This is a genomic window from Mesorhizobium amorphae, from assembly GCF_014843845.1.
Lineage (GTDB): Bacteria > Pseudomonadota > Alphaproteobacteria > Rhizobiales > Rhizobiaceae > Mesorhizobium > Mesorhizobium amorphae_A.
In genome coordinates this window covers 81986-103439 of the sequence record NZ_JHQS01000130.1, presented here as the reverse complement: position 1 = coordinate 103439, position 21454 = coordinate 81986, and the positions used below count along the sequence as shown (strand labels likewise).

Sequence of the window (21454 nt, the reverse complement as noted above, 5' to 3'; positions counted from 1 at the left end):
GCCGCACCACCCCATGCCCGAACCGAGACTTAAAACGTTTTGGCTCAGGCTTGAAGCCGAAAGGCGCATCATGCCCATCAATCCGTCGGCAGGCGATAGTCCTTGAACTGCTCGCGCAAGGTGATCTTCTGGATCTTGCCGGTGGCGGTGTGCGGAATTTCGCCGACGAAGGCGACGTCGTCGGGCATCCACCATTTGGCCACCTTACCGTTCATGAAATCGAGGATATCGGTCTTGCTCGGCTCCTTTCCCGGCTTGCGCACGACGACGAGCAAGGGCCGCTCGCCCCATTTGGAATGGGCAACGCCGATGGCCGCCGCCTCGGCGACATCGGGATGACCGACGGCGAGGTTTTCGAGATCGATGGTCGAGATCCATTCGCCGCCCGATTTGATGACGTCCTTGGCGCGATCGGTGATCTGCATGTAGCCGCCCGCATCGATATGCGCGACGTCGCCAGTATCGAACCAGCCGTCCGCGTCGAACTGCTCGGCGCCGACGCCGCCGTAATAGGCGCGGGCGATTGCCGGCCCGCGCACCTTCAGCCGCCCGAAGGTCTTGCCGTCCCAGGGCATTGCCTTGTCGTCGTCGTCCGTCACCTTCATCTCGACGCCGAAGGGTGGGTAGCCCTGCTTGCCCTGGATATCGAGCCGCGCCTCACCCTTCAGCCCTTCATAGTCCGGCTTCATGGTGCACAGCGTGCCGAGCGGCGACATCTCGGTCATGCCCCAGGCATGGATGACCTGGACATCGTAATTGTCCTGGAATTTTTTGGTGATTGCGCGCGGACAGGACGAGCCGCCAATGACGACCTTGCCCAGATGGGGAAGTTTCTTGCCGGTTTCCTCCAGATGTTGCAGCAGCATCATCCATACGGTCGGCACGGCGGCGCTGAAGGTCACCTTCTCGGTATCGAGCAGTTCGTAGATCGAGGCGCCGTCCATCTTGCAGCCGGGCATCACCAGCTTGGCGCCGATCATCGGCGCGCTCTGGCCAAGGCCCCAGGCATTGGCATGGAACATCGGCACCACCGGCAGGATGATGTCGCGGGCCGAGATGCCCATGGCGTCGGGCATGGCGGCGATCATGGCGTGCAGCACGTTCGAACGATGGCTGTAGAGAACGCCCTTGGGATCGCCTGTCGTGCCCGAAGTGTAGCACATGCCGGCGGCGGTGTTTTCGTCGAAGGTCCTCCAGGCGAAGTCGCCGTCCGTCTCGGCCAGCCATTCCTCGTAGGCGACGGCGTTCGGCAGTGCCGTCTCGGGCATGTGCGCGCTGTCGGTCAGCACGATCACACGCTTCAGCGATTTGACCGATCCGGCGATCTTCTCCAGCAGCGGCACGAATGTCAGGTCGACGAAGATTGCCTTGTCCTCGGCGTTGTTCATGATCCAGGCGATCTGCTCGGGGAAGAGCCGCGGATTGAGCGTGTGATAGATCGCGCCGATCCCCATGATGCCGTACCAGGCCTCGATATGGCGTGCCGTGTTCCAGGCCAGCGTCGCGATGCGGTCGCCAAGCGCGAAACCGTCACGCTCAAGCCGTTGCGCCACTTTCAGGGCGCGGCGGTGAATTTCGGCGTAGGTGGTGCGCACGATCGGCCCCTCGATCGATCGTGACACGATCTCGCGGCTGCCATGCTGGCGTTCGGCATTGTCGATCAGCTTGTGGCAAAGCAGCGGCCATTCCTGCATCAGTCCGAGCATGTCTGTTCCTCCCCTGCGCTTTTTCACGTCTACGCTTTTGCCCCATTGTGGGACGAACCGACGGATTGTCCAGCCATCCCGGCGCATTGGCCGAAATGACAAGGAAAACCGCCACAATCCGGCCATCGTCGGCGTTAAACTCTGTTAGGGGTGCGATTGGCGAATGGAAGAGGCTCGCATGGACGCGCAGCTCGACGACAAGGCACTTGAAAACACACTTGCCGAAAGTCTGGCCGATTTGATGCCGGACGCCAAAACCGTCTCCGAAGATGAATTCGTCGAGGTTGTCGGCGGCGCCCTCGAGGCGGTCGGCGGCACGCTGCTGTTCAAGATGTGCGTCGACAATGGCGGCGAAGGCCAGCATGTCGCAGCGGCATGCGTGGGGGATGGCGGCAACCGCCAGTTCCTGCTGCTGACCCTGCCAACGGTCGGGGGCGCGCTGAAGGTCGAGACGGCGTCGAGAAGCACCAATCCGGTGGCCGGCATCGCTGCCGCCTATGCCGGGCTGATGGATGTGTTCAAGACCGCGGCCTGAAAGTTTCTCGGGACAAGGCTAGTTGACCGCGGGCCAGGCGTGGATTTGGCTTGGCCTTGCGCTTGGCGCTTGCCCGACACACCTATTCCGGACGGCGCCCCATGCCGGACAAGGAAAACCCGCCAATGGACAAGATCGCAAATCCCGCACCCGGCTTCCAGCGCAATCCCGACAAGGTCATCACCATCGAGCCCTATCACGGCACTGTCAGGGTGCGTGCCGGCGAAACGGTGATCGCCACGTCGACGACCGCAAAGCTCCTGTCGGAGCCGCCCTATGCCCAGGTTGTCTACATTCCCTTCGACGACATCGATTTCAGCCGGTTGGCCAAGACCGAGCACTCGACGCACTGCCCTTACAAGGGAGATGCCAGCTATTGGAGCGCACTGCCGGCTGGAGAGGCCGGCAAGGACGCGATGTGGGCCTATGAGCGCCCCTTCGACGAGATGACGGAGATCCGCAATCACGGCGCCTTTTATCCCAGCAAGGTGACGATCGAAGCCACGCCGGCCTAAGCGTTCCGAGCCGAGCACTCACCCAAGGGTGCGCGCGTTGAGACTCAAATCAGGCTGATCCGATCAGTCGGTGGTGCCGTCATTGCCTACGCCATCGGCTTCATCGAGCCGCACAAAGGTCAGGCCCTTTTGCTTGAGCGACAGCAGGCCCTGCACCACGCCCTCGCCGGCGGCATGGGTGGGCTGGTTGATATGGGCGATGATGACGTCGCCATCCCTGGCGGCGGCGATGCGCCGGGCGGTTTCCTTCGCACCCAGCAAAGAGCCGCCGTCGCCGTTTATCGAAAAGCCGGCGATCTTGAAACCAAGCTTGCGGATCATGGCGATGGCGGATGGGCTGTATTCGGCGGTCGCGCCGCGAAACCATTTCGGCGCCGGCTCGCCGGTGCGGGCAAGGGCTGCGGCGCCCGATTCGACTTCGGCCAGTACGGCGTCGGGACTGCCGGCGCTGCGGATGCCATAGATCTTTCGCGGCGTGTCGACTGCCGGAATATGGCGGCCGCCATGGTTCTCCAGTTCGAACAAATCGGGATGCGCGCGCATGATCTCGATCGCCGCTTCATTGCGCTTCAGCCAGATGCCGGTGACGAAGATCGTCGCCGGGATCCTGTTGTCGACCAGCGCCGAGAGGATCCTGGTGTCGGTCTGGCCGCCGCAGGCGTCCAGCGTCAGCGCCACGCGGCCGCTGCCGGCCCGCGGCGTCAAATGCAGCGTAGGTTCGAGAAGCGGTGCGGTGTGACCTGCCGACACGGTGCAGGCCGAGATCGCTATCGCGCAAAGATATTTTCCGAGCAGGCGCATGATTGATTTCCGGATATAGAAGCGGATCCCTGCGGGAGCCGCGCCAGGAAAACCCGCATCAAGGCGAAAATCGGGACGGCGCGCATGCCAAAAGCGGCCGTGGCGACAATTTCCTGGTGTGTGACTTTTCAGCGAGTGGCGCGAACCACGGGTGGCGGTTGCACAGCGACCTCGGTCTGCGCCAGGATTTCGCGCACGGCCTCGATGACAGGCTCGACCTCCAGGCGCCAAACGCAGCAGGATTTGCTTGGGTCCGGCCAACGGCACAGATCGGGCGCCACGCACTCGCACGGCATGGAAGGCTGGAGGCAAATGCTCGGCGCGCCGACTGGCCCCCAGCGGGTTGGCCTTGTCTGGCCGAAAAGGCCGACAACAGGGGTTCCCGCCGCAGCGGCCATATGCATCGGGCCGCTCTCATTGCCGAGGAACAGCCGCGCTTCCTCCAGCAATGCCAGCAGTGTTTCGAGCGACAGGACGCCGACGAGGTTGACGACGGCCGATGCGGTCCCGGCGACGATCCGTTCAGCCGGCGCGCGCTCGTCCGGGCCGCCGACAAGCACGAAGTCCAGCCCGGTCTCGCGCGAGATTTCGTCAATCACGGCGGCGAAGCGTTCCGGCTGCCATTGCCGACCGCGGAAGCTCGCTCCGGCATGCACCGCGACGAAGGCGCTTCGCCGGAGCCCGTGCACGTTCAGTAAGTCCTGGACGCGAGCCGTTTCCAGCGGCAGCGGCTTGATCGAAGGCGTTCTGACGCGCAGATCGATCCCAAGCGCCTCCAGCGGCGAAAGGTAGCGGTAGAGATAGTGCCTTTCACCGTAGCCGAACCGCGTGACCCGAATGTTTGCCGGATTGCGCTCGTACCAGCGCAAGGGCCTGTCCGTCGGGTGATAGCCTACCCTGGTCCTGGCGTTGACGAGCCTGACGATGACCCGAGAGGTTTTCGAATCGCTCAGGTCGATCGTCATGTCGAAGCGGTGCTGACGCAGCCTGCGCACCATCGAATAGAGCTCACGCCCGCGTTGCAGCGGTGAACCACGCAGGCGCGCGCGGCTGAAGGTGACGACGTCGGAGGCGATGCCGTGGGCGGTGAGGAAGCTTGCGAAGCGCGCCTCGCAGAGGAATACGATCCTGACGCCCGGATATTCGAGCTGCAGGTTTTTCGCCAGCGTGGAGGCGAGGACAACATCGCCCATGTACTTGGTCTGGAGTATCAGGATCGAGCGGACGGGAGCGGGGGAAAACTGAAGCATCTGTTTCGGGCACCGGGGGTCGGGCTTGGGAAACTGGGCGGAAACGATGTCGAGATTGAGGACCGTCACGCGCAACTTCGCGTGACTTTGCTCACAAAATCGTAAGTTGGCAACCGCGCAACCGGAGCCAATCGACAGTCATCGATCGGTCATCCATGGCAATAGTCACGGCCATCAGGCGCGCGGCGCAGATGCCTTTGCCACCAGCACCGCTGCTTGCGCGGCGGCCAGCCTGGCGATCGGCACGCGGTAGGGCGAGCACGACACATAGTCGAGGCCGACCTCCTCGCAGAAGCGGATCGAAGCGGGATCGCCGCCATGCTCGCCGCAAATGCCGAGCTTGATCTCGGGCCTGGTCGCCCTGCCCTTTTCGGCCGCCATGCGCACCAGTTCGCCGACGCCGTCTATGTCGAGCGACACGAACGGATCCTGCTCGATGATGCCTTTCTGGCGATAGGTCTCCAGGAACGAGGCGGCATCGTCACGCGAGATGCCGAAGGTGGTCTGGGTCAGGTCGTTTGTACCGAAGGAGAAGAATTCGGCCGCCTCGGCGATGACATGGGCGCGGATCGCGGCGCGCGGCAGTTCGATCATAGTGCCGGTGAGATAGTCGATCTTGATGCCGGTCTCTTCCATGACGCTCTTGGCGACGGCATCGATCCTCGCCTTTACGTAGTCAAGCTCCTTCACCAGACCGACCAGCGGCACCATGATTTCGGGAACCACCAGCGCGCCGGCCTTCTGGCCAGCCTCTACGGCGGCCTCGAAGATGGCGCGCGCCTGCATTTCGGCGATCTCGGGATAGGAGACGGCCAGGCGGCAACCGCGATGGCCGAGCATCGGATTGAACTCGTGCAGGGCTTCTGTGCGCTGCCTGAGCTTTTCCGGCGACACGTTCATGGCGGCGGCGACCTCGGCCACTTCGCCTTCCGTCTTGGGCAGGAATTCGTGCAGCGGCGGATCGAGCAGGCGGATGGTCACCGGCAGGCCGGCCATGATCTCGAACAGTTCGAGGAAATCCGAGCGCTGCATCGGCAGCAGCTTGTCAAGTGCGGCGCGCCTGTCCTTCTCGGTGTCGGCCAGGATCATCTCGCGCATGGCGACGATGCGGTCGCCGTCGAAGAACATATGCTCGGTGCGGCAGAGACCGATGCCTTCGGCGCCGAAGGAGCGCGCCATGCGCGCATCGAGCGGGGTTTCGGCATTGGTGCGAACCTTCATGCGGCGCGCGGCGTCGGCCCATTCCATGATGGCGGCGAAATCGCCGGAGAGTTCGGGCTGCAGCATCGGCACCGCGCCCTTCAGCACCTGGCCGTTGCCGCCGTCGATGGTGATGATGTCGCCCTTGCGGAAGGTCTGTCCCATCGCCATCAGCGTGCCGGTCTTGTAGTCGACGCGCAGCGAGCCGGCGCCCGACACGCAAGGCTTGCCCATGCCCCGCGCCACCACCGCGGCATGGCTGGTCATGCCGCCGCGCGTGGTCAGGATACCTTCCGCGGCGTGCATGCCGTGGATGTCCTCGGGGCTGGTCTCGATGCGCACCAGGATCGCCTTGCGGCCTTGCGCCTTGGCGTCCTCGGCCTCGCCTGAGGAAAAGACGATCTCGCCGGTGGCGGCGCCCGGCGAAGCCGGCAGGCCGATGCCGATCACGTCACGCGCGGCCTTCGGATCGATGGTCGGATGCAGCAACTGGTCTAGCGAGGCGGGATCGATGCGGGCGACCGCCTCCTCCTTGGTGATCAGGCCATCCCTGGCCATCTCGACGGCGATCTTGAGCGCCGCCTTGGCGGTGCGCTTGCCGGAGCGCGTCTGCAGCATCCACAACTTGCCGCGCTCGATGGTGAATTCGAGGTCCTGCATGTCGCGGTAGTGCTTTTCCAGGCTATCGGAGATCGTGACGAAGGACTGGAAGGCGTCCGGCATCAGCTTCTGCAGCGACGGCTTGTCGGAGCCGGCGGCAATGCGGGCAGCTTCGGTGATGTTCTGCGGCGTGCGGATGCCGGCAACGACATCCTCGCCCTGCGCATTGACCAGGAATTCGCCGTAGAGCTGCTTTTCGCCGGTCGAGGGATTGCGGGTGAAGGCGACGCCCGTGGCCGAGGTGTTGCCCATATTGCCGAACACCATGGCCTGGACGTTGACCGCCGTGCCCCAGCTTTCGGGAATGTCGTGCAGGCGCCGGTAGGTGATGGCGCGGTTGTTCATCCAGCTGGAAAACACCGCGCCGATCGCACCCCACAGCTGCTCGTGCGGATCCTGCGGGAACGGCTTGCCGAGCTCCTCCTCCACCTTGGCCTTGTAGAGCGCGATCACGCCCTGCCATTCCAGCGCCGTCAGTTCGGTGTCGAGCTCATGGCCGAGGCTCGCCTTCTGGTCCTCGAGGATCTCCTCGAACACCTCATGGTCGAGGCCCATGACGACATCGGAATACATCTGGATGAAACGACGGTAGCTGTCATAGGCGAAGCGCGCATCGCCGGAATCGGCGGCCAGCGCCTCGACCGTGTCGTCGTTGAGGCCGAGATTGAGCACGGTGTCCATCATGCCGGGCATCGAGGCGCGGGCGCCTGAACGCACCGACACCAGCAGCAGTTTCGACGGGTCGCCGAAACGGCGCCCGGTCAGCCGGCCGATATGATCCAGCGCCACCGTGACATTTGGTTCCAGCTCAGCCGGATAGGTACGGCCGTTGGCGTAGTAGGCATTGCAGACCTCGGTGGTGATGGTGAAACCAGGCGGCACCGGCAGGCCGAGGCTGCACATCTCGGCCAGGTTGGCGCCCTTGCCGCCGAGAAGGTTGCGGTCGCCGGCACGGCCTTCCGCGGCACCATCGCCGAAAGTGTAAACCCACTTGGTCATGCTCGCCCTCCAGATGCCGGAGATTGGAAAGATCGGCGAAACCTGGACGATGGCCCAGGTTCCGACGCGCCTTAGATCGAGCGATAGGATGCTGCACTGCGAAAGGCAAGGCAGGGCAAAGTCGGCCGGCGCCTACAATCGATTAAGAAAAACCCCTACAACCGATTAAAGCGAAGGCTGCGTCAAAAAGACTTGCGGCATCGGAGGTAACGGAATAGAACATAACAAGAACATTGTATGGAGTGGCGTCATGAAACTGACCGGAAAACTCGACTATCTGGAAATGCCGGCGACCGGAGGCACGCTGGACAGTGTGAAGGCTTTCTACAGCGCCGCCTTTTCCTGGTCGTTCACCGATTACGGGCCGACCTATTCGGCCTTTGCCGAAGGGCTCGACGGCGGGTTTCAGGCCGATGGCGGCGAAGCTCCAGCCAAACCGCTGCCCGTGCTTTATTCCCAGGATCTGGAAGAAACGCTCGCCGCCGTCGAAAATGCCGGCGGCACCATCTTCAAGCCGATCTTCTCGTTCCCGGGCGGCCGGCGCTTCCATTTCATCGATCCGGCCGGCAACGAAATGGCGGTCTGGAGCGAGTAAACGCCGCTCCTGGCCGCGGCTGTGGACTGCGAAATCAGGTGGGCGACACCACCCTTCATTGCCATTGTGCTTTTTGGCTGCTCTGCTAATAACGCGCCGCACAAGCGACTCTGATGGCTATTGGGGCGTCGCCAAGTGGTAAGGCATCGGTTTTTGGTACCGACATTCCCAGGTTCGAATCCTGGCGCCCCAGCCAAACCTGCCAACAAAAAATGAGATCAAATCCGGGCTGCTCGCCCGGCCACCTCAGCTCGCCTCGCGCATCGCCTCGGCGGCCTGCAGGTCGACCGAGACCAGCTGGCTGACGCCCTGCTCGGCCATGGTGACGCCGAACAGCCGGTCCATGCGCGCCATGGTGATCGGGTTGTGGGTGATGATGACGAAGCGCGTCTCGGTGGTCTTGGACATCTCGTCCATGAGATTGCAGAAGCGCTCGACATTGTGGTCGTCGAGCGGCGCGTCGACTTCGTCGAGCACGCAGATCGGCGCCGGATTGGTCAGGAAGACGGCAAAGATCAGCGACATCGCCGTCAAGGCCTGCTCGCCGCCGGATAGCAGCGTCATGGTCTGCGGCTTCTTGCCGGGCGGGCGGGCGAGGATTTCGAGCCCGGCCTCGAGCGGATCTTCGGATTCGATCAGCTGCAGTTCCGCCGTGCCGCCGCCGAACAGATGCGAGAACAACCGCTGGAAATGGCCGTTGACCACCTCGAAGGCGGCAAGCAGCCGCTCGCGTCCCTCGCGGTTCAGGCTCTGGATCGCCTGCCTGAGCTTGCGGATCGCCTCGATGATGTCCTCGCGCTCGGAAACGATGGTTTCCAACCGGTCTGACAGTTCCTTCTGCTCCTCCTCGGCGCGCAGATTGACGGCGCCGAGCCGTTCGCGTTCGATCTTCAGCCGGTCGAGCTGGCGCTCGATCTCGGCCATTTCGGGCATCGGGTCGTCGGCTTCCAGGCCGGTATGGCGGATGACCAGATGCGGCGGCGTGTTCAGCGTTTCCTGAATGCGCGCCTCGACCTCCAGCCGCCGCTCGTCGGCCGCCGTCAGTCGCTCCTCGGCGCGGACGCGGGATTCACGGGCTTCGGCCAGCGACTGGATCGCCGCCGTTGCGGCCTTATCGAGTTCGGCCTGCTTGTTTTCCGCTTCCTGCAGGCGATCGCCCGCCGCCTGGCGCAGCGACTCGGCTTCGGCGAGCTGCGACAGCAGCGCGCGCCGCTTGGCGTCGATCTCGTCGGGCGCGTCGGCCAGCCGCTCGCGCTCGGCCTCGGCCTCAGCCTTGCGCTCGCCAAGGGCGGCGATCTGCGTCGAGGCGTTCTCGGCCCGCTCCAGCCAGTTTCGGCGTTCCGCACCAATGGCTTCGAGGCGGCGCGTCCGCGCCTCGGCTTCCCGCCGCAACCCTTCGTGGACGGCACGCGCATCGGCCAGAGTGGCACGGTCTTTTGCGACATTGGCCGAGGACTGTTCGAGCTGCAGTTGCAGGTCGCCGAGATCGGGCGCGCTCTGCAGCAGCATTTCCGCCTCGACGAAGGCGGCCGCCGTCTCTTCATGGCTGTCGACGACGCGGGCGCGCCCCTCGTCGAGGGCAGCGCGTCGGCTCACCAGTTCGCCGCCGGCCTTTTCGGCCTCGGCCAGCGCATTGCGGGCGGCGTCCAGTCCGTGCTGGGCATCGCGGCCCGCCTGCCTGGCGTTGCGCTCGGCCTCGCTCGTCTGGCGAAGCGCCTGCTCGGCCTGGGCAAGTGCTGCTTCGGCTTCGCGCAGGACGAGGGTCGCCTGGACCGCCTCGGCGTCGAGTTCGGCCAGCCGGTTCTTCTGGGCCAGCCGCTGCGCGGCCGCGGTCGGCGCGTCGGCGCTGGCCGTCAGCCCGTCCCAGCGCCACAGCGCGCCTTCACGGCTGACCAGCCGCTGTCCCGGAGCCAACAGAGCCTGCAACCGTCGGCCGTCCCCGGCGTCGACAATGCCGATCTGCGCCAGGCGGCGGGCAAGCTGTGCCGGGGCACGAACCACGCTGGCAAGGCTTTTGATGCCTTCCGGCAGCGCGGCATCGCCGGGCTGGACCGCGCTTTCGCCCCAATGCACCGGAGCGCTGCGGTCGAGCGGGACATCGAGATCCTCGCCAAGCGCGGCACCCAGCGCTGTCTCATAGCCGCGCTCGACGCTGAGTTGTTCGAGAACGGAGGGGAAGAGATCGCCGCTCGCTGCGTTCAGGATCTTGGCCAGCGTGCGGGCTTCGGTCTCGATGCGCGCCAGTTCGGCCTTGGCATCCTGCAGCGGCGGGCGGGCGGCACTTTCGGCCGCGCGTGCCTCGGCGACGGCCTGCTCGGCTGATAACGCACTGGCCTCGGCCTGTTCCAGCAGCGCCTGGGCGTCCTCGACCAGAAGCCGCTTCTCGGCGGGATCGGGCAGGCCGGCGACCTTGGAAATAATCTCTGACAGTTCGCGGTCGACTTCGGCAAGCTGGCGGGCGAAGCGGTCGCGACGCTCAGCGGTTTCGCGCAAGGTGCGCTCGATCTGGTTGCGCGAGGCGGCCGCTTCGGCGCGTTCGGCGGTCAGCGCGGCAAGCTTCGCTTCGCTCTGCGAGAGCGTGGCTGCCGCTTGCTCGAAGGCGCCACGCGTGGTGGCCTCGCGCTCGGCGGCACCGGCATTTTCGGAGTTGAGCGTAGCCTCCTCGGTGCGAAGGCGTTCGAGGATGTCGGCGTTGTCGCGCACCATCCGCCCCTCGCGGGCGATGTCGCCGTCAAGCTGCTGCAGCCGGCGCTCGAGTTCGGCCTGGCGGGCACGGATGCGGCCCGCTTCCTCCTCGATCTGCGTCTTGGCGATCGACAGGCGCTGGAAGACAGCGGCAGCGGCAGCTTCCGCGTCGCGCAGATCCGGAAGCCGGTGGGCGCCGATGCCCTGCTCCCTGGCGGCCGCCATCTGGGCTGCGGCACGGTCGCCGACCAACGTCGTGGCAACCGCCAGCGCCGAACGCGCCTCGCCTTCCTGGGACTTGGCGAGCGTCCAGCGTAGATGCAGAAGCGTCGCCTCGGCCTTGCGGATGTCGGCCGACAGGTTCTTGAAGCGCGAGGCCTGGCGCGCCTGGCGCTTCAGGCTTTCGATCTGGCTTTCCAACTCGCCGACGACGTCGTCCAGCCGTTCCAGGTTCTGTTCGGCCGCCTTGAGCCGAAGCTCGGCCTCGTGGCGGCGCGTGTGCAGGCCGGAAATGCCTGCGGCCTCTTCCAGCAGAGCGCGGCGTGCCTGGGGCTTCGCCTGGATCAGTTCGCCGATGCGGCCCTGCCCGACCATCGAAGGCGAGCGCGCACCGGTCGACTGGTCGGCAAACAGAAGCTGCACGTCCTTGGCGCGGGCTTCCTTGCCATTGATGCGGTAGAGCGAGCCGGCCTCGCGCTCGATGCGGCGCGACACCTGCAGTTCGTCGGCATCATTGAAGGCCGACGGCGCGGTGCGGTCACTGTTGTCGAGGAAAAGCGTGACTTCGGCGGTGTTGCGGGCCGGACGCGTTCCTGAGCCGGAAAAGATAACGTCGTCCATGCCCGACGCGCGCATGTTCTTGTAGGAGCTTTCGCCCATCACCCAGCGCAGCGCTTCGACAAGGTTCGACTTGCCGCAGCCGTTCGGCCCGACGATGCCGGTCAGGCCGCGTTCGATGACGAACTCGCCGGGTTCGACGAAGGACTTGAAACCGAGGAGGCGAAGGCGCGAAAACTTCATTCGCGCCGCCCCACAAGCGGGTCCGGCAGAAGTGTTCCGCGGTTGAGCCCGCGGCAAGGCATAGGCGTGCGCACGCCGAAGCGCAGCCGCTTCGGCGCTGCGTCAGAGCAGAGGGTCGAGGATGGCCGACATTTCCTCAATCGACATCGCCCCTTTGTAGGTCTTTCCATTGATGAAGAAAGTCGGCGTCGAGTCGACCTTGAATTCATCGGCGCCGCGCTTCTGGACCGCTCTCACATCGTCCAGAAGCTTCTGGTCCGTCAAGCAGGCCTCGAAGGACTCCTGTGTAAAACCGGCGAGCTTCGAGATTTGCAGCAAAGCGTCCTTGGTGTTGTTGACGCCAACCCAGTTGGCCTGCTGCTTGAACAGCACGTCCACCATCGGGAAATAGTTGTCCTTGGCGCAGCGCGCCAGCATGAAACCGGCCTCCGCGCTCGGATCGAAGGGAAATTCGCGCAGGATGTAGCGGGCCTTGCCGGTGTCGATGTATTTTTTCTTCAGTTCAGGGAAGGTCGTCTCGTTGAAATGCGCGCAATGCGGGCAGGTCATCGAGGCGTATTCGACGATGGTGGCCTTGGCGTCGTCCTTGCCGAGCTGCTTGTCGGGCAACGCGCCGGGCTTCAAAAGTTCGGCCATGTCGACCGTGCCCTGCGCTTCCGGCACCTTGACGGCGGCCGGCGTGGCTGGGGTCGCAGGGGTGGCGGGAGCGGCAGGCTTCACATCCGCCGCTTTGGCCTCCTCGTCCGAGTCGCTGCAAGCGGCAAGCAGAACCACAGCCGGAACGGCGGCCAGCGAAGACAAGAGGTTTCTGCGAGACAAGCTTTGGCCAAACGGGGAACGGTTCATGCGAATCACCTGACAATAGTTGGATTTTGCAATGCAAAGGCTAGAAAAGGCGAGAGTTAGCGCGAATTAAGGCATCGCTGTCCCCATTCCAATCGCCAAAGACTATATGCATGATCACGAATGCGCGAGATAGATGACGCGTTCATGACCCGCGCGGTTTCCTTTCGCCAAGAATAGTGGCGCCGAGCCGTTCCAGCGAGGCGCGCAAGCCATCGTCTTCGATCTTGCCGACCGTATCGGACAATTTGGCCTTCTCGGCTGATGTCAGCGGCCTGAGAGCCGGTTTCGGCCGGGCTTTTTCGGTCATCACCGGCTTCTGCAGGATCTTGATGCGGCCGATGGCATTGAATCCAAGGAAAGCATTGACGCGGTTGATGATCTCGCCGGCCTCGTGCTGCAAATGCAGCGCGGCCATGCCCTCGCAGGCGATGACCAGCACCGCCGGCTCGAATGGATCGTCCTCATGCAGGCGGCGCGGCCACTGGATCTTCTCGGGGCGCGAACGGCCGGCAAGCCGGGGTCCGGCGATCTCCTCCCATGACTGGACCAGCCCGATCGAGATGCCGGCGCGCTTGCGCAGCACCGGATCAAGGATCTCGGTCGCGAGATCGCTCACCGGAACGGGATTGCCGAAGGGCTTTTTCCCTGCCATGTGCGTTCTCCAGTCCGCTCCAACCAAGCGATCAATGGCACCGCACGATCAGACCCGCAAGGCCGCATCCAGGGAGAGCGAAGAGATCGCGCCCCGCCTGCTTGCCTGGTACGACGCGCATCACCGCGACCTGCCCTGGCGCATCGCGCCTCGCGCGCTGGCGTCAGGTACAAAACCCGATCCCTACCGCGTCTGGCTGTCCGAGGTCATGCTGCAGCAGACCACGGTCGAGGCGGTCAAAGCCTATTTTCGCGCTTTCGTCGAGAAATGGCCTGATGTCGAGGCTCTGGCCGCTGCGTCGACAGAAGACGTGATGAAGGCGTGGGCCGGGCTCGGCTACTATTCACGGGCGCGCAATCTCAAGGCCTGCGCCGATCTCGTGGCGCGGCGTGGCGGCAGCTTTCCGGACAACGAAGCTAGCCTCAGGGAACTGCCGGGGATCGGCGCCTACACGGCGGCGGCGATCGCGGCGATCGCCTTCGACCGGCCGGCGGCCGTCGTCGACGGCAATGTCGAGCGTGTCGTCTCCCGGCTGTTTTCGATCGAAACGCCTCTCAGTGAAGCCAAGCCCGAAATCCGCGCGCTTGTCGAGCGCATGGTTCCGGACAAAAGACCGGGCGACTTCGCCCAGGCGATGATGGATCTCGGCGCGACGATCTGCACGCCGCGTAGGCCACGCTGCATGCTGTGCCCGCTGCGGGCGGATTGCAGCGCCATTCTTTCAGGCGACCCCGAACGCTTCCCGGTTCGCTTGCCGAAGGCGGAAAGGCCCTTGCGGCGCGGAGCAGCCTTCGTGGCCGTGCGTGGCGATGGCGCCATCCTGTTGCGCAAGCGCCCGGACAAGGGCTTGCTTGGCGGCATGACCGAAGTACCGACCACGGCTTGGACGGCGCGGATGGACGGAGCGACTACGGCGGCTGCGGCGCCGTTTGCCGCCGACTGGCAATTTGCCGGGCAGATCGCGCACGTTTTCACCCATTTCGCGCTCGAAATCGACGTCTTTCATGCGCAGGTGAGCGGCGACACCCCAGCCGGCCATTTCTGGTCGCTGCCATCGGACATTTCAGGCGAGGCGTTGCCGACTGTCATGAAAAAGGCAATCGAGGCTGCGATACCCGGCGCAACGAAAAAGCCGTCGCCACATACCGCAAAGAGGCCTGCATGACTGAAATCCGCCACATCGTTTTCGACATCGGCAGAGTGCTGATCCATTACGATCCGAATATCCCGTTCAGCCGCCTGATCCCGGATGCCGAAGAGAGAAAGTGGTTTTTCGACAATGTCTGCACCAGCGACTGGAACATCGAGCAGGACCGTGGCCGGACCTGGGAAGAGGCGGAGGCGCTGCTGATCGCCGAACACCCCGATCATGCTGAAAATATTCGCAATTTCCGCCGCCACTGGCACGACATGGTGCCGCACGCTTATGACGAGAGCGTCGCCATCATGGAGAAGCTGATCGACACTGGCCATGACGTGACCATGCTGACCAATTTTGCCACCGACACGCTTGCCGAAGCCCGGCAGCGCTTCGATTTTCTGAACCATCCGCGCGGCGTGACCGTGTCGGGCGACATCCGCGAGATCAAGCCTGACCGCGCCATCTACGACCATCACGTCGCCGCGTTCGGCCTCGAGCCCGAAGCGACGCTGTTCATCGACGACAGCCAGAAGAATGTCGACGGCGCCAAGGCTGCCGGCTGGCAAGCGGTGCTGTTCACCGACGCCGAAACGCTCAAGGCGGACCTCGAGCGTCTTGGGATCAAGGTGAGCTGAATCAGGCCCCTGCCCGCTCCATGCCGAGGCGGGCAATGCGGCGCAGTTCATCGATCGGGGTGAGGCCGCCGCTGCGCTCATAGTGCCAGAAGGTCCAGCCGTTGCAGGCGTCCAGCCCCTGCACCTCGGCGCCGATCTTGTGGATCGAGCCGGCGCTATCGCCGATGGCCACCGTGCCGTCGGCGCGCACCTTGGCCGCCCAGCGCTTCTTGGCGTCATAGAGCGTGGCGCCGGGCAGCATAAGACCGGTGTCGATCAGGCTGACAAAGGCAACGCGCGGCTCGGCGCGCTTGCCGGTAAGCACGGTGAGATCCTCGCCGTCCAGCGGCCGGACGGCATCGATGCGCTCGTTGGCGGCATCGATATAGGCCTGCTCGCGCTCGATGCCGACGAAGTGGCGGCCGAGGCGTTTTGCCACCGCGCCGGTGGTGCCGGAGCCGAAGAAGGGATCGAGCACGATGTCGCCCGGTTTGGTCGAGGCCATCATGATGCGGGCCAGCAGTGCTTCCGGCTTCTGCGTCGGGTGCAATTTGTCGCCGTTCTCGTTCTTCAGCCGCTCGCCGCCGGTGCAGATCGGAAACAGCCAGTCGGAGCGCATCTGGATGTCGTCGTTGGATGCCTTCAGCGCTTCGTAGTTGAAGGTGTAGCCTTTGCCCTTCTGGTCGCGCGAGGCCCAGATCATCGTCTCATGCGCATTCTGGAAGCGGCGGCCACGGAAGTTCGGCATCGGGTTGGTCTTGCGCCAGACGACGTCGTTGAGGATCCAGAAGCCGAGATCCTGCATCCGGGCGCCGACCCTGAAGATGTTGTGATAGGAGCCGATGACCCAGATGGTGCCGTTCGGCTTCAAGACGCGGCGCGCCGCCAGCAGCCAGGCGCGGGTGAATGCGTCGTAGGCTTCAAAGCTCTCGAACTGGTCCCAATCGTCGTCGACGGCGTCGACCTTGGACTGGTCGGGCCGGTGCAGGTCGCCGTCGAGCTGAAGGTTGTAGGGCGGATCGGCGAAGATGACGTCGATCGATTTTTCGGGCAGCCGGTCGAGTGCCGCGACGCAGTCGCCCTTCAGGATCGTGTCCAGCCATTCGGATTGCTGGGGAGCGTGGGAAAGCTCGTCGAGAAGACGCACGGCTGACATTGTTACACCCAAGGGCACGCGTTACTGTTTTACTTCCTGTTATGGTTACCGATCAGCGTAAATATTCGGTGAAGGGCGGAACCGGTTCGGCCGCCTAGGCCCGGTTAATTTGCGAAGCCCGGCCTGTTGGTGTATGCCGCGCCGCCTGAGCCCTGTCGGGCCGCCCACCATCCTTCCCTTGTTCGGATTGCCATGCCCCAGCCAGACCTTGTCATATTCGATTGCGACGGCGTGCTCGTCGATTCAGAAATCATCGCCGCGCGCATCGAAGCCGAGCTTTTGACCTCGGCCGGCTATGAGATATCGCCGGAGGAACTTGCCGAGACCTATGCCGGGCTGACTTTCAAGGACATCATGATACGGGTCGAAGAAAAATCCCGCATCCCGTTCCAGGTCTCGCTGATCGACCGCGCCGAAGAGCTGGTCGACCGCAAATTGCGCAGCGACGTGCGCGCTATCGACGGCGTGCGCGAAGCGGTCGCGGCGGTGACCGTGCCGCGCTGCATCTGCTCCAACTCGCGCTCCGAGCGGATCGAGTTCATGCTGGACAAAGTGCATCTGCTGCCGTTCTTCGCCGGCCGCATCTTCTCGGCGATGGAAACACCGACCGGCAAAACCAAGCCGGCCCCGGACGTGTTCCTGCTTGCCGCCGAAAAGCTCAACGCGAAGCCGGAAAACACCTTCGTCATCGAGGATTCCGTGCATGGCGTCGCCGGCGCCAGGGCGGCCGGCATGCGCGTCATCGGCTTCACCGGCGCCGGGCACAGCTATCCCGGCCATGCCGACGCGCTGACCGAGGCCGGCGCGGAAACCGTCATTCGCCGCTGGGCGGAGCTGAAAAGCGTGATCGAGGCTTTGTCTGAGTGGTCCGCGGACGCCTGAAAGGGCAGTCCGCAGCCGCTTTAAGCGGGTCAGTTCGTCGCGGGGGCGGCTCTCTTCCTCTTGCCCTTCGGCTTGTCCGTCGCGGCTTTCGGGGCGCCCTCGTCATAGCCGGCAAAGGCCTGGTAGTCCTGCGCTGTCGGCTCCGGCACCACGACGTTCTGGTCGGTGAAGACAAACTGCGTGGCGGCCGAGGGGTCGGTGACCTGGACCTGATAGGGATGGATCTGCGAATAGAGCACCTCGGTGCCATGCATCACCGCGACGCGGATCGGCATGGTGATCGTGCCTGGCGCGAACATCGGTCCCGGAACGACCTTGCCGGCGACCGCGATCTTCATCGACAGCTGGCCGTTGGCATTGCTGCAGTCGCGGGTCACGTCGGTGATCGAGGCCTGGTAGATGACCTTGGCGGGATCGCGATCGGGATCGACGATGGTGCCGTCGGGCGCCGGCTGGGCAGCTGCGGCATCCTGAGCGGCGTCGGTCTTCTTCCTGGGCTTGGCCGAGCCCTTGGCATAGGTGCTGAAGAAGGCCGTGCCGTCGCGCAACGTCACCTTCGGGCAGTAGGCGCGCAACTGGCTGGCGAGCACTTTGGGATCCTGCGGCGGCGGTGGCGCCTGGGTGTCCTTCTTGCCGAAGCCGAGGTTGAGAACGCCATTGTCGCTCGATTGGCAACCGGCGGCGGCAAGCATAAAGCCGGTGAGCGCCAGACCCGCGACAAAGCGGTTGTTGAACGAATAAAACGCCATGAAACTGCACTTCCCTCTCGCAAAGCTGGTGACGTATATCAACCGCGCGGCAAAAATGCGACTGATCCGGCTCGGAAAATTAACCACCTTGCGGTGAATGAAACGCCCGGAAAGAACGGAATGTGACGATGCAATATGTGAGTACCCGCGGGGATGCGCCCGTGCTTGGATTTTCCGACGCGGTGCTGGCCGGGCTGGCGCGCGACGGCGGGCTTTATGTGCCGCGCGAATGGCCGCAGTTTTCGGCATCCGATATCCGCGCCATGCGCGGCCTTACCTATCCCGACCTCGCCATCCGCGTGCTGACGCCGTTCCTCGGCGGTGAAATCGCGGCGCCAGTGTTCGAGAAACTGGTGCGCGAAGCCTATGCGACCTTCCGTCACGAGGCCGTCTGTCCACTGGTGCAGACCGGCGCCAATACCTTCGTGCTGGAACTCTTCCACGGCCCGACGTTGGCCTTCAAGGACGTGGCGATGCAGCTGCTGGCCCGGCTGATGGACCATGTCCTGGCCGAGCGCGACCAGCGTGCAACAATCGTCGGCGCAACCTCCGGCGACACCGGGGGTGCCGCCATCGACGCCTTTGCCGGGCGCAACCGCACCGACATCTTCATTCTCTTCCCGCACGGCAAGGTCTCGCCGGTGCAGCAGCGCCTGATGACGACGTCGACCGCCGCCAATGTCCATGCGCTGGCCCTTGAAGGCAATTTCGACGACTGCCAGGGCCTGGTGAAGGACATGTTCAACGACCACGGTTTTCGCGATCGGGTTTCGCTGTCAGGCGTCAATTCGATCAACTGGGCCCGCATCATGGCCCAGATCGTCTATTATTTCTCCTCGGCGCTGTCGCTCGGCGCGCCGGAAAGGCCGGTGTCCTTCACCGTGCCCACCGGCAATTTCGGCGACATCTTCGCCGGCTATGCCGCCAAGAGGATGGGGCTGCCGATCGAGCGGCTGATCATCGCCACCAATGACAACGACATATTGGCGCGCACGCTTGCTAGCGGCGAGTACCGCACCAAGGGCGTCTTCGCCACCACATCGCCGTCGATGGACATCCAGGTATCGTCGAACTTCGAGCGCCTGCTGTTCGAGGCGGCAGGGCGCGATGCCGCGACAGTGCGTCGCTACATGAACGGGCTCAAGCAGTCCGGCGCCTTCACCATCGAAACAGGCGAAATCGCCAGCATCAGGGCCGAATTCGATGCCGGCCGCTCCGGTGTCGACGAGGTCGCCGCCACCATCCGCTCGACGCTCGAAGCCAGTAATTATCTGCTCGACCCGCACACGGCCGCGGCCATGCATGTCGCCGCCGGCAAGGCCACAGCCGCCGTGCCTATGGTGGTGCTGGGCACCGCGCATCCGGCCAAGTTTCCGGCCGCCGTCGAAGAGGCCTGCGGCGTGTCGCCGGCCCTGCCCGCATGGCTAGGCTCCTTGATGTCAGCCGACGAAAAATACACGGTACTTCCATCCGACCTGAAAATGGTGGAAGATTATGTTACACGCCACACGCGGGCGGCGCGTTAGGGAGTACTAGCCATATGGGTGTTGAGGTAAGCCGTCTGTCGAACGGCCTGACAGTCGCAACCGAAACCCTTCCAAGTCTCGAATCCGTTGCCCTTGGTGCCTGGGTCAAGTCAGGCGCCCGCAATGAGCGCGAAGAAGAGCACGGAATGGCCCATTTGCTCGAGCATATGGCCTTCAAGGGTACGAAAAGGCGCACCGCCTTCGAAATCGCTTCGGAAATCGAGAATGTCGGCGGCGAGATCAATGCCGCCACCAGCGTCGAGACGACCTCCTATTACGCCAGGGTGCTCTCCGACGATGTGCCCCTGGCGGTCGACATCCTTGCCGACATCCTGCAGGAGTCCGAATTCGACCCGGAGGAGCTGGAGCGCGAGCAGCATGTGATCCTGCAGGAGATCGGCGCCGCGCACGACACGCCCGACGACATTGTCTTCGACCGTTTCACCGAAACCGCCTTCCGCCATCAGACGATCGGCCGCTCCATCCTCGGCACGCCGGAGACCGTCAAGTCCTTCACCTCCAAGCAGCTGCATAATTTCATCGAACGCCAATACGGCGCCGAGCGCATGGTGGTCGTGGCCGCCGGCGACATCAAGCACGACAATTTCGTGCGCGAAGTCGAGAAGCATCTGGGCGGCTTCCGCGCCAAGGCCGAGAGCAATATTCCGCAATATGCGCAATATGTTGGCGGCGACTTCCGCGAGGACCGCGACCTGATGGATGCGCAGATCGTGCTCGGCTTCGAGGGCCGCGCCTACCATGTGCGCGACTTCTACGCCTCGCAGGTGCTGTCGATGATCCTCGGCGGCGGCATGTCGTCCCGGCTGTTCCAGGAAGTCCGCGAAAAGCGCGGCCTGTGCTACTCGGTCTATGCTTTCCACTGGGGCTTTTCCGACACCGGCATCTTCGGCGTCCATGCCGCGACCGGGCAGAGCGACATCGCCAAGCTGGTGCCCGTCATCATCGACGAGTTGCAGAAGGCAGGCGAAAACATCCTGCAGGAAGAGCTCGACCGGGCCCGGGCGCAGTATCGCGCGGGGCTGATCATGTCGGCCGAAAGCCCGGCCAGCCGCGCCTCGCAGATCGCCAGGCAACTGCTCCTTTTCGGCAGGCCGATCGCCAAGGAAGAACTGATGGAGCGGCTTTCGGCCTTGACCATCGAGCGGCTGACCGACCTGTCGGCGCGACTGTTTTCGACCAAGCCGACGCTCACCGCCGTCGGCCCCGTGGGTACGCTTGCGCCCTATGAGGCGATCCTCGATTCGCTTTCGGGCACGCAGACGACGGCCCGCAAGCTCGCCGTCTAAGACCTCCCAAGCGCCATGTTCGCGCTCCCTTTCTTTCGCCGCGATCTGCCGGCACTGAAGGGTGACCGGATTACGCTGCGCGTGCCGCTGACCAACGACTTCCGCGAATGGTCGGCGCTGCGCGGCGAAAGCCGCGCCTTCCTGGAGCCGTGGGAGCCGCGCTGGACGCCGGACGAGCTTGACCGCACGGCATGGCGGCTGCGCATCAGCCGCTACCGCGAGGACTATGCGCAAGGCACGGCCATCGCCTTCTTCATCTTCGAGAAGAGCAGCGGCAAGCTTGCCGGCGGCATCACGCTCGGCAATATCCGCCACGGCGTCGCGCAAAGCGGCCATATCGGCTACTGGATCGGCGAGCGCTATGGCGGCCGTGGCCTGATGACCGAAGCGGTCAAGCTGGTGTCGCAATTCGCCTTCGATACGCTGAGGTTGCACCGGATCGAAGCTGCCTGTATTCCCGACAACGCACGGTCGATCCGCGTGCTTGAAAAAGCCGGATTCCGGCGCGAAGGACTTCTGCGATCCTATCTCAGGATCAACGGAATCTGGCAGGACCACTACCTCTACGCCCGGATCGCGGACGATCCGCCGGGCGCTGGAACGAAGGGCTGATTT

18 protein-coding genes and 1 tRNA gene are annotated in these 21454 nt (G+C 64.1%); 10 read left to right on the top strand and 9 right to left on the bottom strand.

The window, feature by feature from the left end:
* Window positions 1–77: 77 nt before the first annotated feature.
* Window positions 78–1706 carry a fatty-acid--CoA ligase gene (locus DH08_RS34655; protein ID WP_192183687.1) on the bottom strand — a complete coding sequence of 543 codons (1629 nt, stop codon included), beginning with the start codon at window positions 1704–1706 and terminating at the stop codon, window positions 78–80.
* Between the two features lie 178 nt (window positions 1707–1884).
* Here DH08_RS34655 and DH08_RS34650 point away from each other — a divergent pair, with 178 nt between their 5' ends.
* Both DH08_RS34650 and DH08_RS34645 read left to right on the top strand, forming a co-directional pair.
* The gene (locus DH08_RS34650; protein WP_192183686.1) at window positions 1885–2241 is read left to right on the top strand and encodes a hypothetical protein; all 357 of its coding nucleotides are present in this window, start codon (window positions 1885–1887) and stop codon (window positions 2239–2241) included.
* 125 nt (window positions 2242–2366) lie between these two features.
* Window positions 2367–2756 carry a DUF427 domain-containing protein gene (locus tag DH08_RS34645; RefSeq protein ID WP_192183685.1) on the top strand — a complete coding sequence of 130 codons (390 nt, stop codon included), beginning with the start codon at window positions 2367–2369 and terminating at the stop codon, window positions 2754–2756.
* A 63-nt stretch (window positions 2757–2819) separates the two neighbouring features.
* On the opposite strand, the gene DH08_RS34640 is transcribed toward DH08_RS34645, so the two are convergent.
* The 3 genes from DH08_RS34640 to ppdK all read right to left on the bottom strand — a co-directional run bounded on the left by DH08_RS34640 (window position 2820) and on the right by ppdK (window position 7666).
* Entirely contained in the window at window positions 2820–3557 is a 738-nt protein-coding gene (locus tag DH08_RS34640) for a polysaccharide deacetylase family protein (RefSeq protein WP_192183684.1), read from the bottom strand.
* A 128-nt stretch (window positions 3558–3685) separates the two neighbouring features.
* Window positions 3686–4876, bottom strand: coding sequence for a glycosyltransferase family 9 protein (locus DH08_RS34635; protein ID WP_345892489.1), 1191 nt, complete (start codon window positions 4874–4876; stop codon window positions 3686–3688).
* A gap of 105 nt (window positions 4877–4981) precedes the next feature.
* Window positions 4982–7666 carry a pyruvate, phosphate dikinase gene (ppdK, locus tag DH08_RS34630; RefSeq protein WP_192183683.1) on the bottom strand — a complete coding sequence of 895 codons (2685 nt, stop codon included), beginning with the start codon at window positions 7664–7666 and terminating at the stop codon, window positions 4982–4984.
* 250 nt (window positions 7667–7916) lie between these two features.
* Between ppdK and DH08_RS34625 the strand changes: the two genes are divergently transcribed.
* Window positions 7917–8261, top strand: coding sequence for a VOC family protein (locus DH08_RS34625; RefSeq protein ID WP_192183682.1), 345 nt, complete (start codon window positions 7917–7919; stop codon window positions 8259–8261).
* 121 nt (window positions 8262–8382) lie between these two features.
* Window positions 8383–8457, top strand: a tRNA-Gln gene (locus tag DH08_RS34620).
* Between the two features lie 50 nt (window positions 8458–8507).
* Here DH08_RS34620 and smc read toward each other — a convergent pair.
* The 3 genes from smc to DH08_RS34605 all read right to left on the bottom strand — a co-directional run bounded on the left by smc (window position 8508) and on the right by DH08_RS34605 (window position 13464).
* On the bottom strand, window positions 8508–11966 hold the full coding sequence (gene smc, locus DH08_RS34615; RefSeq protein ID WP_192183681.1) for a chromosome segregation protein SMC: 3459 nt from the start codon (window positions 11964–11966) through the stop codon (window positions 8508–8510).
* A gap of 102 nt (window positions 11967–12068) precedes the next feature.
* Complete coding sequence (locus DH08_RS34610) at window positions 12069–12812, bottom strand: DsbA family protein (RefSeq protein ID WP_192183680.1); 744 nt, start codon at window positions 12810–12812, stop codon at window positions 12069–12071.
* A gap of 142 nt (window positions 12813–12954) precedes the next feature.
* Window positions 12955–13464 (bottom strand): DUF721 domain-containing protein, encoded by a 510-nt coding sequence (locus tag DH08_RS34605; RefSeq protein WP_192183679.1) that lies wholly within the window; start codon window positions 13462–13464, stop codon window positions 12955–12957.
* 34 nt (window positions 13465–13498) lie between these two features.
* On the opposite strand from DH08_RS34605, the gene mutY reads away from it, so the two are divergent.
* Together mutY and DH08_RS34595 are read left to right on the top strand one after the other, a co-directional pair.
* On the top strand, window positions 13499–14629 hold the full coding sequence (mutY, locus tag DH08_RS34600; RefSeq protein ID WP_192183678.1) for an A/G-specific adenine glycosylase: 1131 nt from the start codon (window positions 13499–13501) through the stop codon (window positions 14627–14629).
* Window positions 14626–15240, top strand: coding sequence for an HAD family hydrolase (locus DH08_RS34595; protein WP_192183677.1), 615 nt, complete (start codon window positions 14626–14628; stop codon window positions 15238–15240). The genes mutY and DH08_RS34595 overlap by 4 nt, the downstream gene beginning before the upstream one ends.
* Window position 15241: 1 nt before the next feature.
* Here DH08_RS34595 and DH08_RS34590 read toward each other — a convergent pair whose 3' ends face one another.
* The gene (locus DH08_RS34590) at window positions 15242–16375 is read right to left on the bottom strand and encodes a site-specific DNA-methyltransferase (protein ID WP_006206321.1); all 1134 of its coding nucleotides are present in this window, start codon (window positions 16373–16375) and stop codon (window positions 15242–15244) included.
* A 192-nt stretch (window positions 16376–16567) separates the two neighbouring features.
* Here DH08_RS34590 and DH08_RS34585 point away from each other — a divergent pair, with 192 nt between their 5' ends.
* The gene (locus DH08_RS34585; RefSeq protein WP_192183676.1) at window positions 16568–17257 is read left to right on the top strand and encodes an HAD family hydrolase; all 690 of its coding nucleotides are present in this window, start codon (window positions 16568–16570) and stop codon (window positions 17255–17257) included.
* Window positions 17258–17286: 29 nt separating this feature from the next.
* On the opposite strand, the gene DH08_RS34580 is transcribed toward DH08_RS34585, so the two are convergent.
* The gene (locus tag DH08_RS34580; protein WP_192183675.1) at window positions 17287–18006 is read right to left on the bottom strand and encodes a hypothetical protein; all 720 of its coding nucleotides are present in this window, start codon (window positions 18004–18006) and stop codon (window positions 17287–17289) included.
* A gap of 128 nt (window positions 18007–18134) precedes the next feature.
* Here DH08_RS34580 and thrC point away from each other — a divergent pair, with 128 nt between their 5' ends.
* From thrC to DH08_RS34565, 3 genes are read left to right on the top strand one after another with little or no spacing between them, the layout of a single operon-like run.
* Window positions 18135–19532: a threonine synthase gene (gene thrC / locus DH08_RS34575; protein WP_192183674.1), complete on the top strand. Its 1398-nt coding sequence runs from the start codon at window positions 18135–18137 to the stop codon at window positions 19530–19532.
* Between the two features lie 14 nt (window positions 19533–19546).
* The gene (locus DH08_RS34570; protein WP_120014271.1) at window positions 19547–20839 is read left to right on the top strand and encodes a M16 family metallopeptidase; all 1293 of its coding nucleotides are present in this window, start codon (window positions 19547–19549) and stop codon (window positions 20837–20839) included.
* A gap of 15 nt (window positions 20840–20854) precedes the next feature.
* Window positions 20855–21451 (top strand): GNAT family N-acetyltransferase, encoded by a 597-nt coding sequence (locus tag DH08_RS34565; protein ID WP_192183673.1) that lies wholly within the window; start codon window positions 20855–20857, stop codon window positions 21449–21451.
* The last annotated feature ends 3 nt before the right edge of the window (window positions 21452–21454 follow it).

Bases quoted from the DNA above. Each gene is read 5' to 3' on its own strand.
- thrC (WP_192183674.1), top strand. From the start codon at position 18,135: ATGCAATATGTGAGTACCCGCGGGGATGCGCCCGTGCTTGGATTTTCC.
- DH08_RS34570 (WP_120014271.1), top strand. From the start codon at position 19,547: ATGGGTGTTGAGGTAAGCCGTCTGTCGAACGGCCTGACAGTCGCAACC.
- DH08_RS34650 (WP_192183686.1), top strand. From the start codon at position 1,885: ATGGACGCGCAGCTCGACGACAAGGCACTTGAAAACACACTTGCCGAA.
- DH08_RS34605 (WP_192183679.1), bottom strand. From the start codon at position 13,464: ATGGCAGGGAAAAAGCCCTTCGGCAATCCCGTTCCGGTGAGCGATCTC.
- DH08_RS34645 (WP_192183685.1), top strand. From the start codon at position 2,367: ATGGACAAGATCGCAAATCCCGCACCCGGCTTCCAGCGCAATCCCGAC.
- DH08_RS34655 (WP_192183687.1), bottom strand. From the start codon at position 1,706: ATGCTCGGACTGATGCAGGAATGGCCGCTGCTTTGCCACAAGCTGATC.
- DH08_RS34580 (WP_192183675.1), bottom strand. From the start codon at position 18,006: ATGGCGTTTTATTCGTTCAACAACCGCTTTGTCGCGGGTCTGGCGCTC.
- DH08_RS34585 (WP_192183676.1), top strand. From the start codon at position 16,568: ATGCCCCAGCCAGACCTTGTCATATTCGATTGCGACGGCGTGCTCGTC.
- DH08_RS34590 (WP_006206321.1), bottom strand. From the start codon at position 16,375: ATGTCAGCCGTGCGTCTTCTCGACGAGCTTTCCCACGCTCCCCAGCAA.
- DH08_RS34625 (WP_192183682.1), top strand. From the start codon at position 7,917: ATGAAACTGACCGGAAAACTCGACTATCTGGAAATGCCGGCGACCGGA.
- DH08_RS34595 (WP_192183677.1), top strand. From the start codon at position 14,626: ATGACTGAAATCCGCCACATCGTTTTCGACATCGGCAGAGTGCTGATC.
- DH08_RS34565 (WP_192183673.1), top strand. From the start codon at position 20,855: ATGTTCGCGCTCCCTTTCTTTCGCCGCGATCTGCCGGCACTGAAGGGT.
- ppdK (WP_192183683.1), bottom strand. From the start codon at position 7,666: ATGACCAAGTGGGTTTACACTTTCGGCGATGGTGCCGCGGAAGGCCGT.
- DH08_RS34610 (WP_192183680.1), bottom strand. From the start codon at position 12,812: ATGAACCGTTCCCCGTTTGGCCAAAGCTTGTCTCGCAGAAACCTCTTG.
- DH08_RS34640 (WP_192183684.1), bottom strand. From the start codon at position 3,557: ATGCGCCTGCTCGGAAAATATCTTTGCGCGATAGCGATCTCGGCCTGC.
- mutY (WP_192183678.1), top strand. From the start codon at position 13,499: ATGGCACCGCACGATCAGACCCGCAAGGCCGCATCCAGGGAGAGCGAA.
- smc (WP_192183681.1), bottom strand. From the start codon at position 11,966: ATGAAGTTTTCGCGCCTTCGCCTCCTCGGTTTCAAGTCCTTCGTCGAA.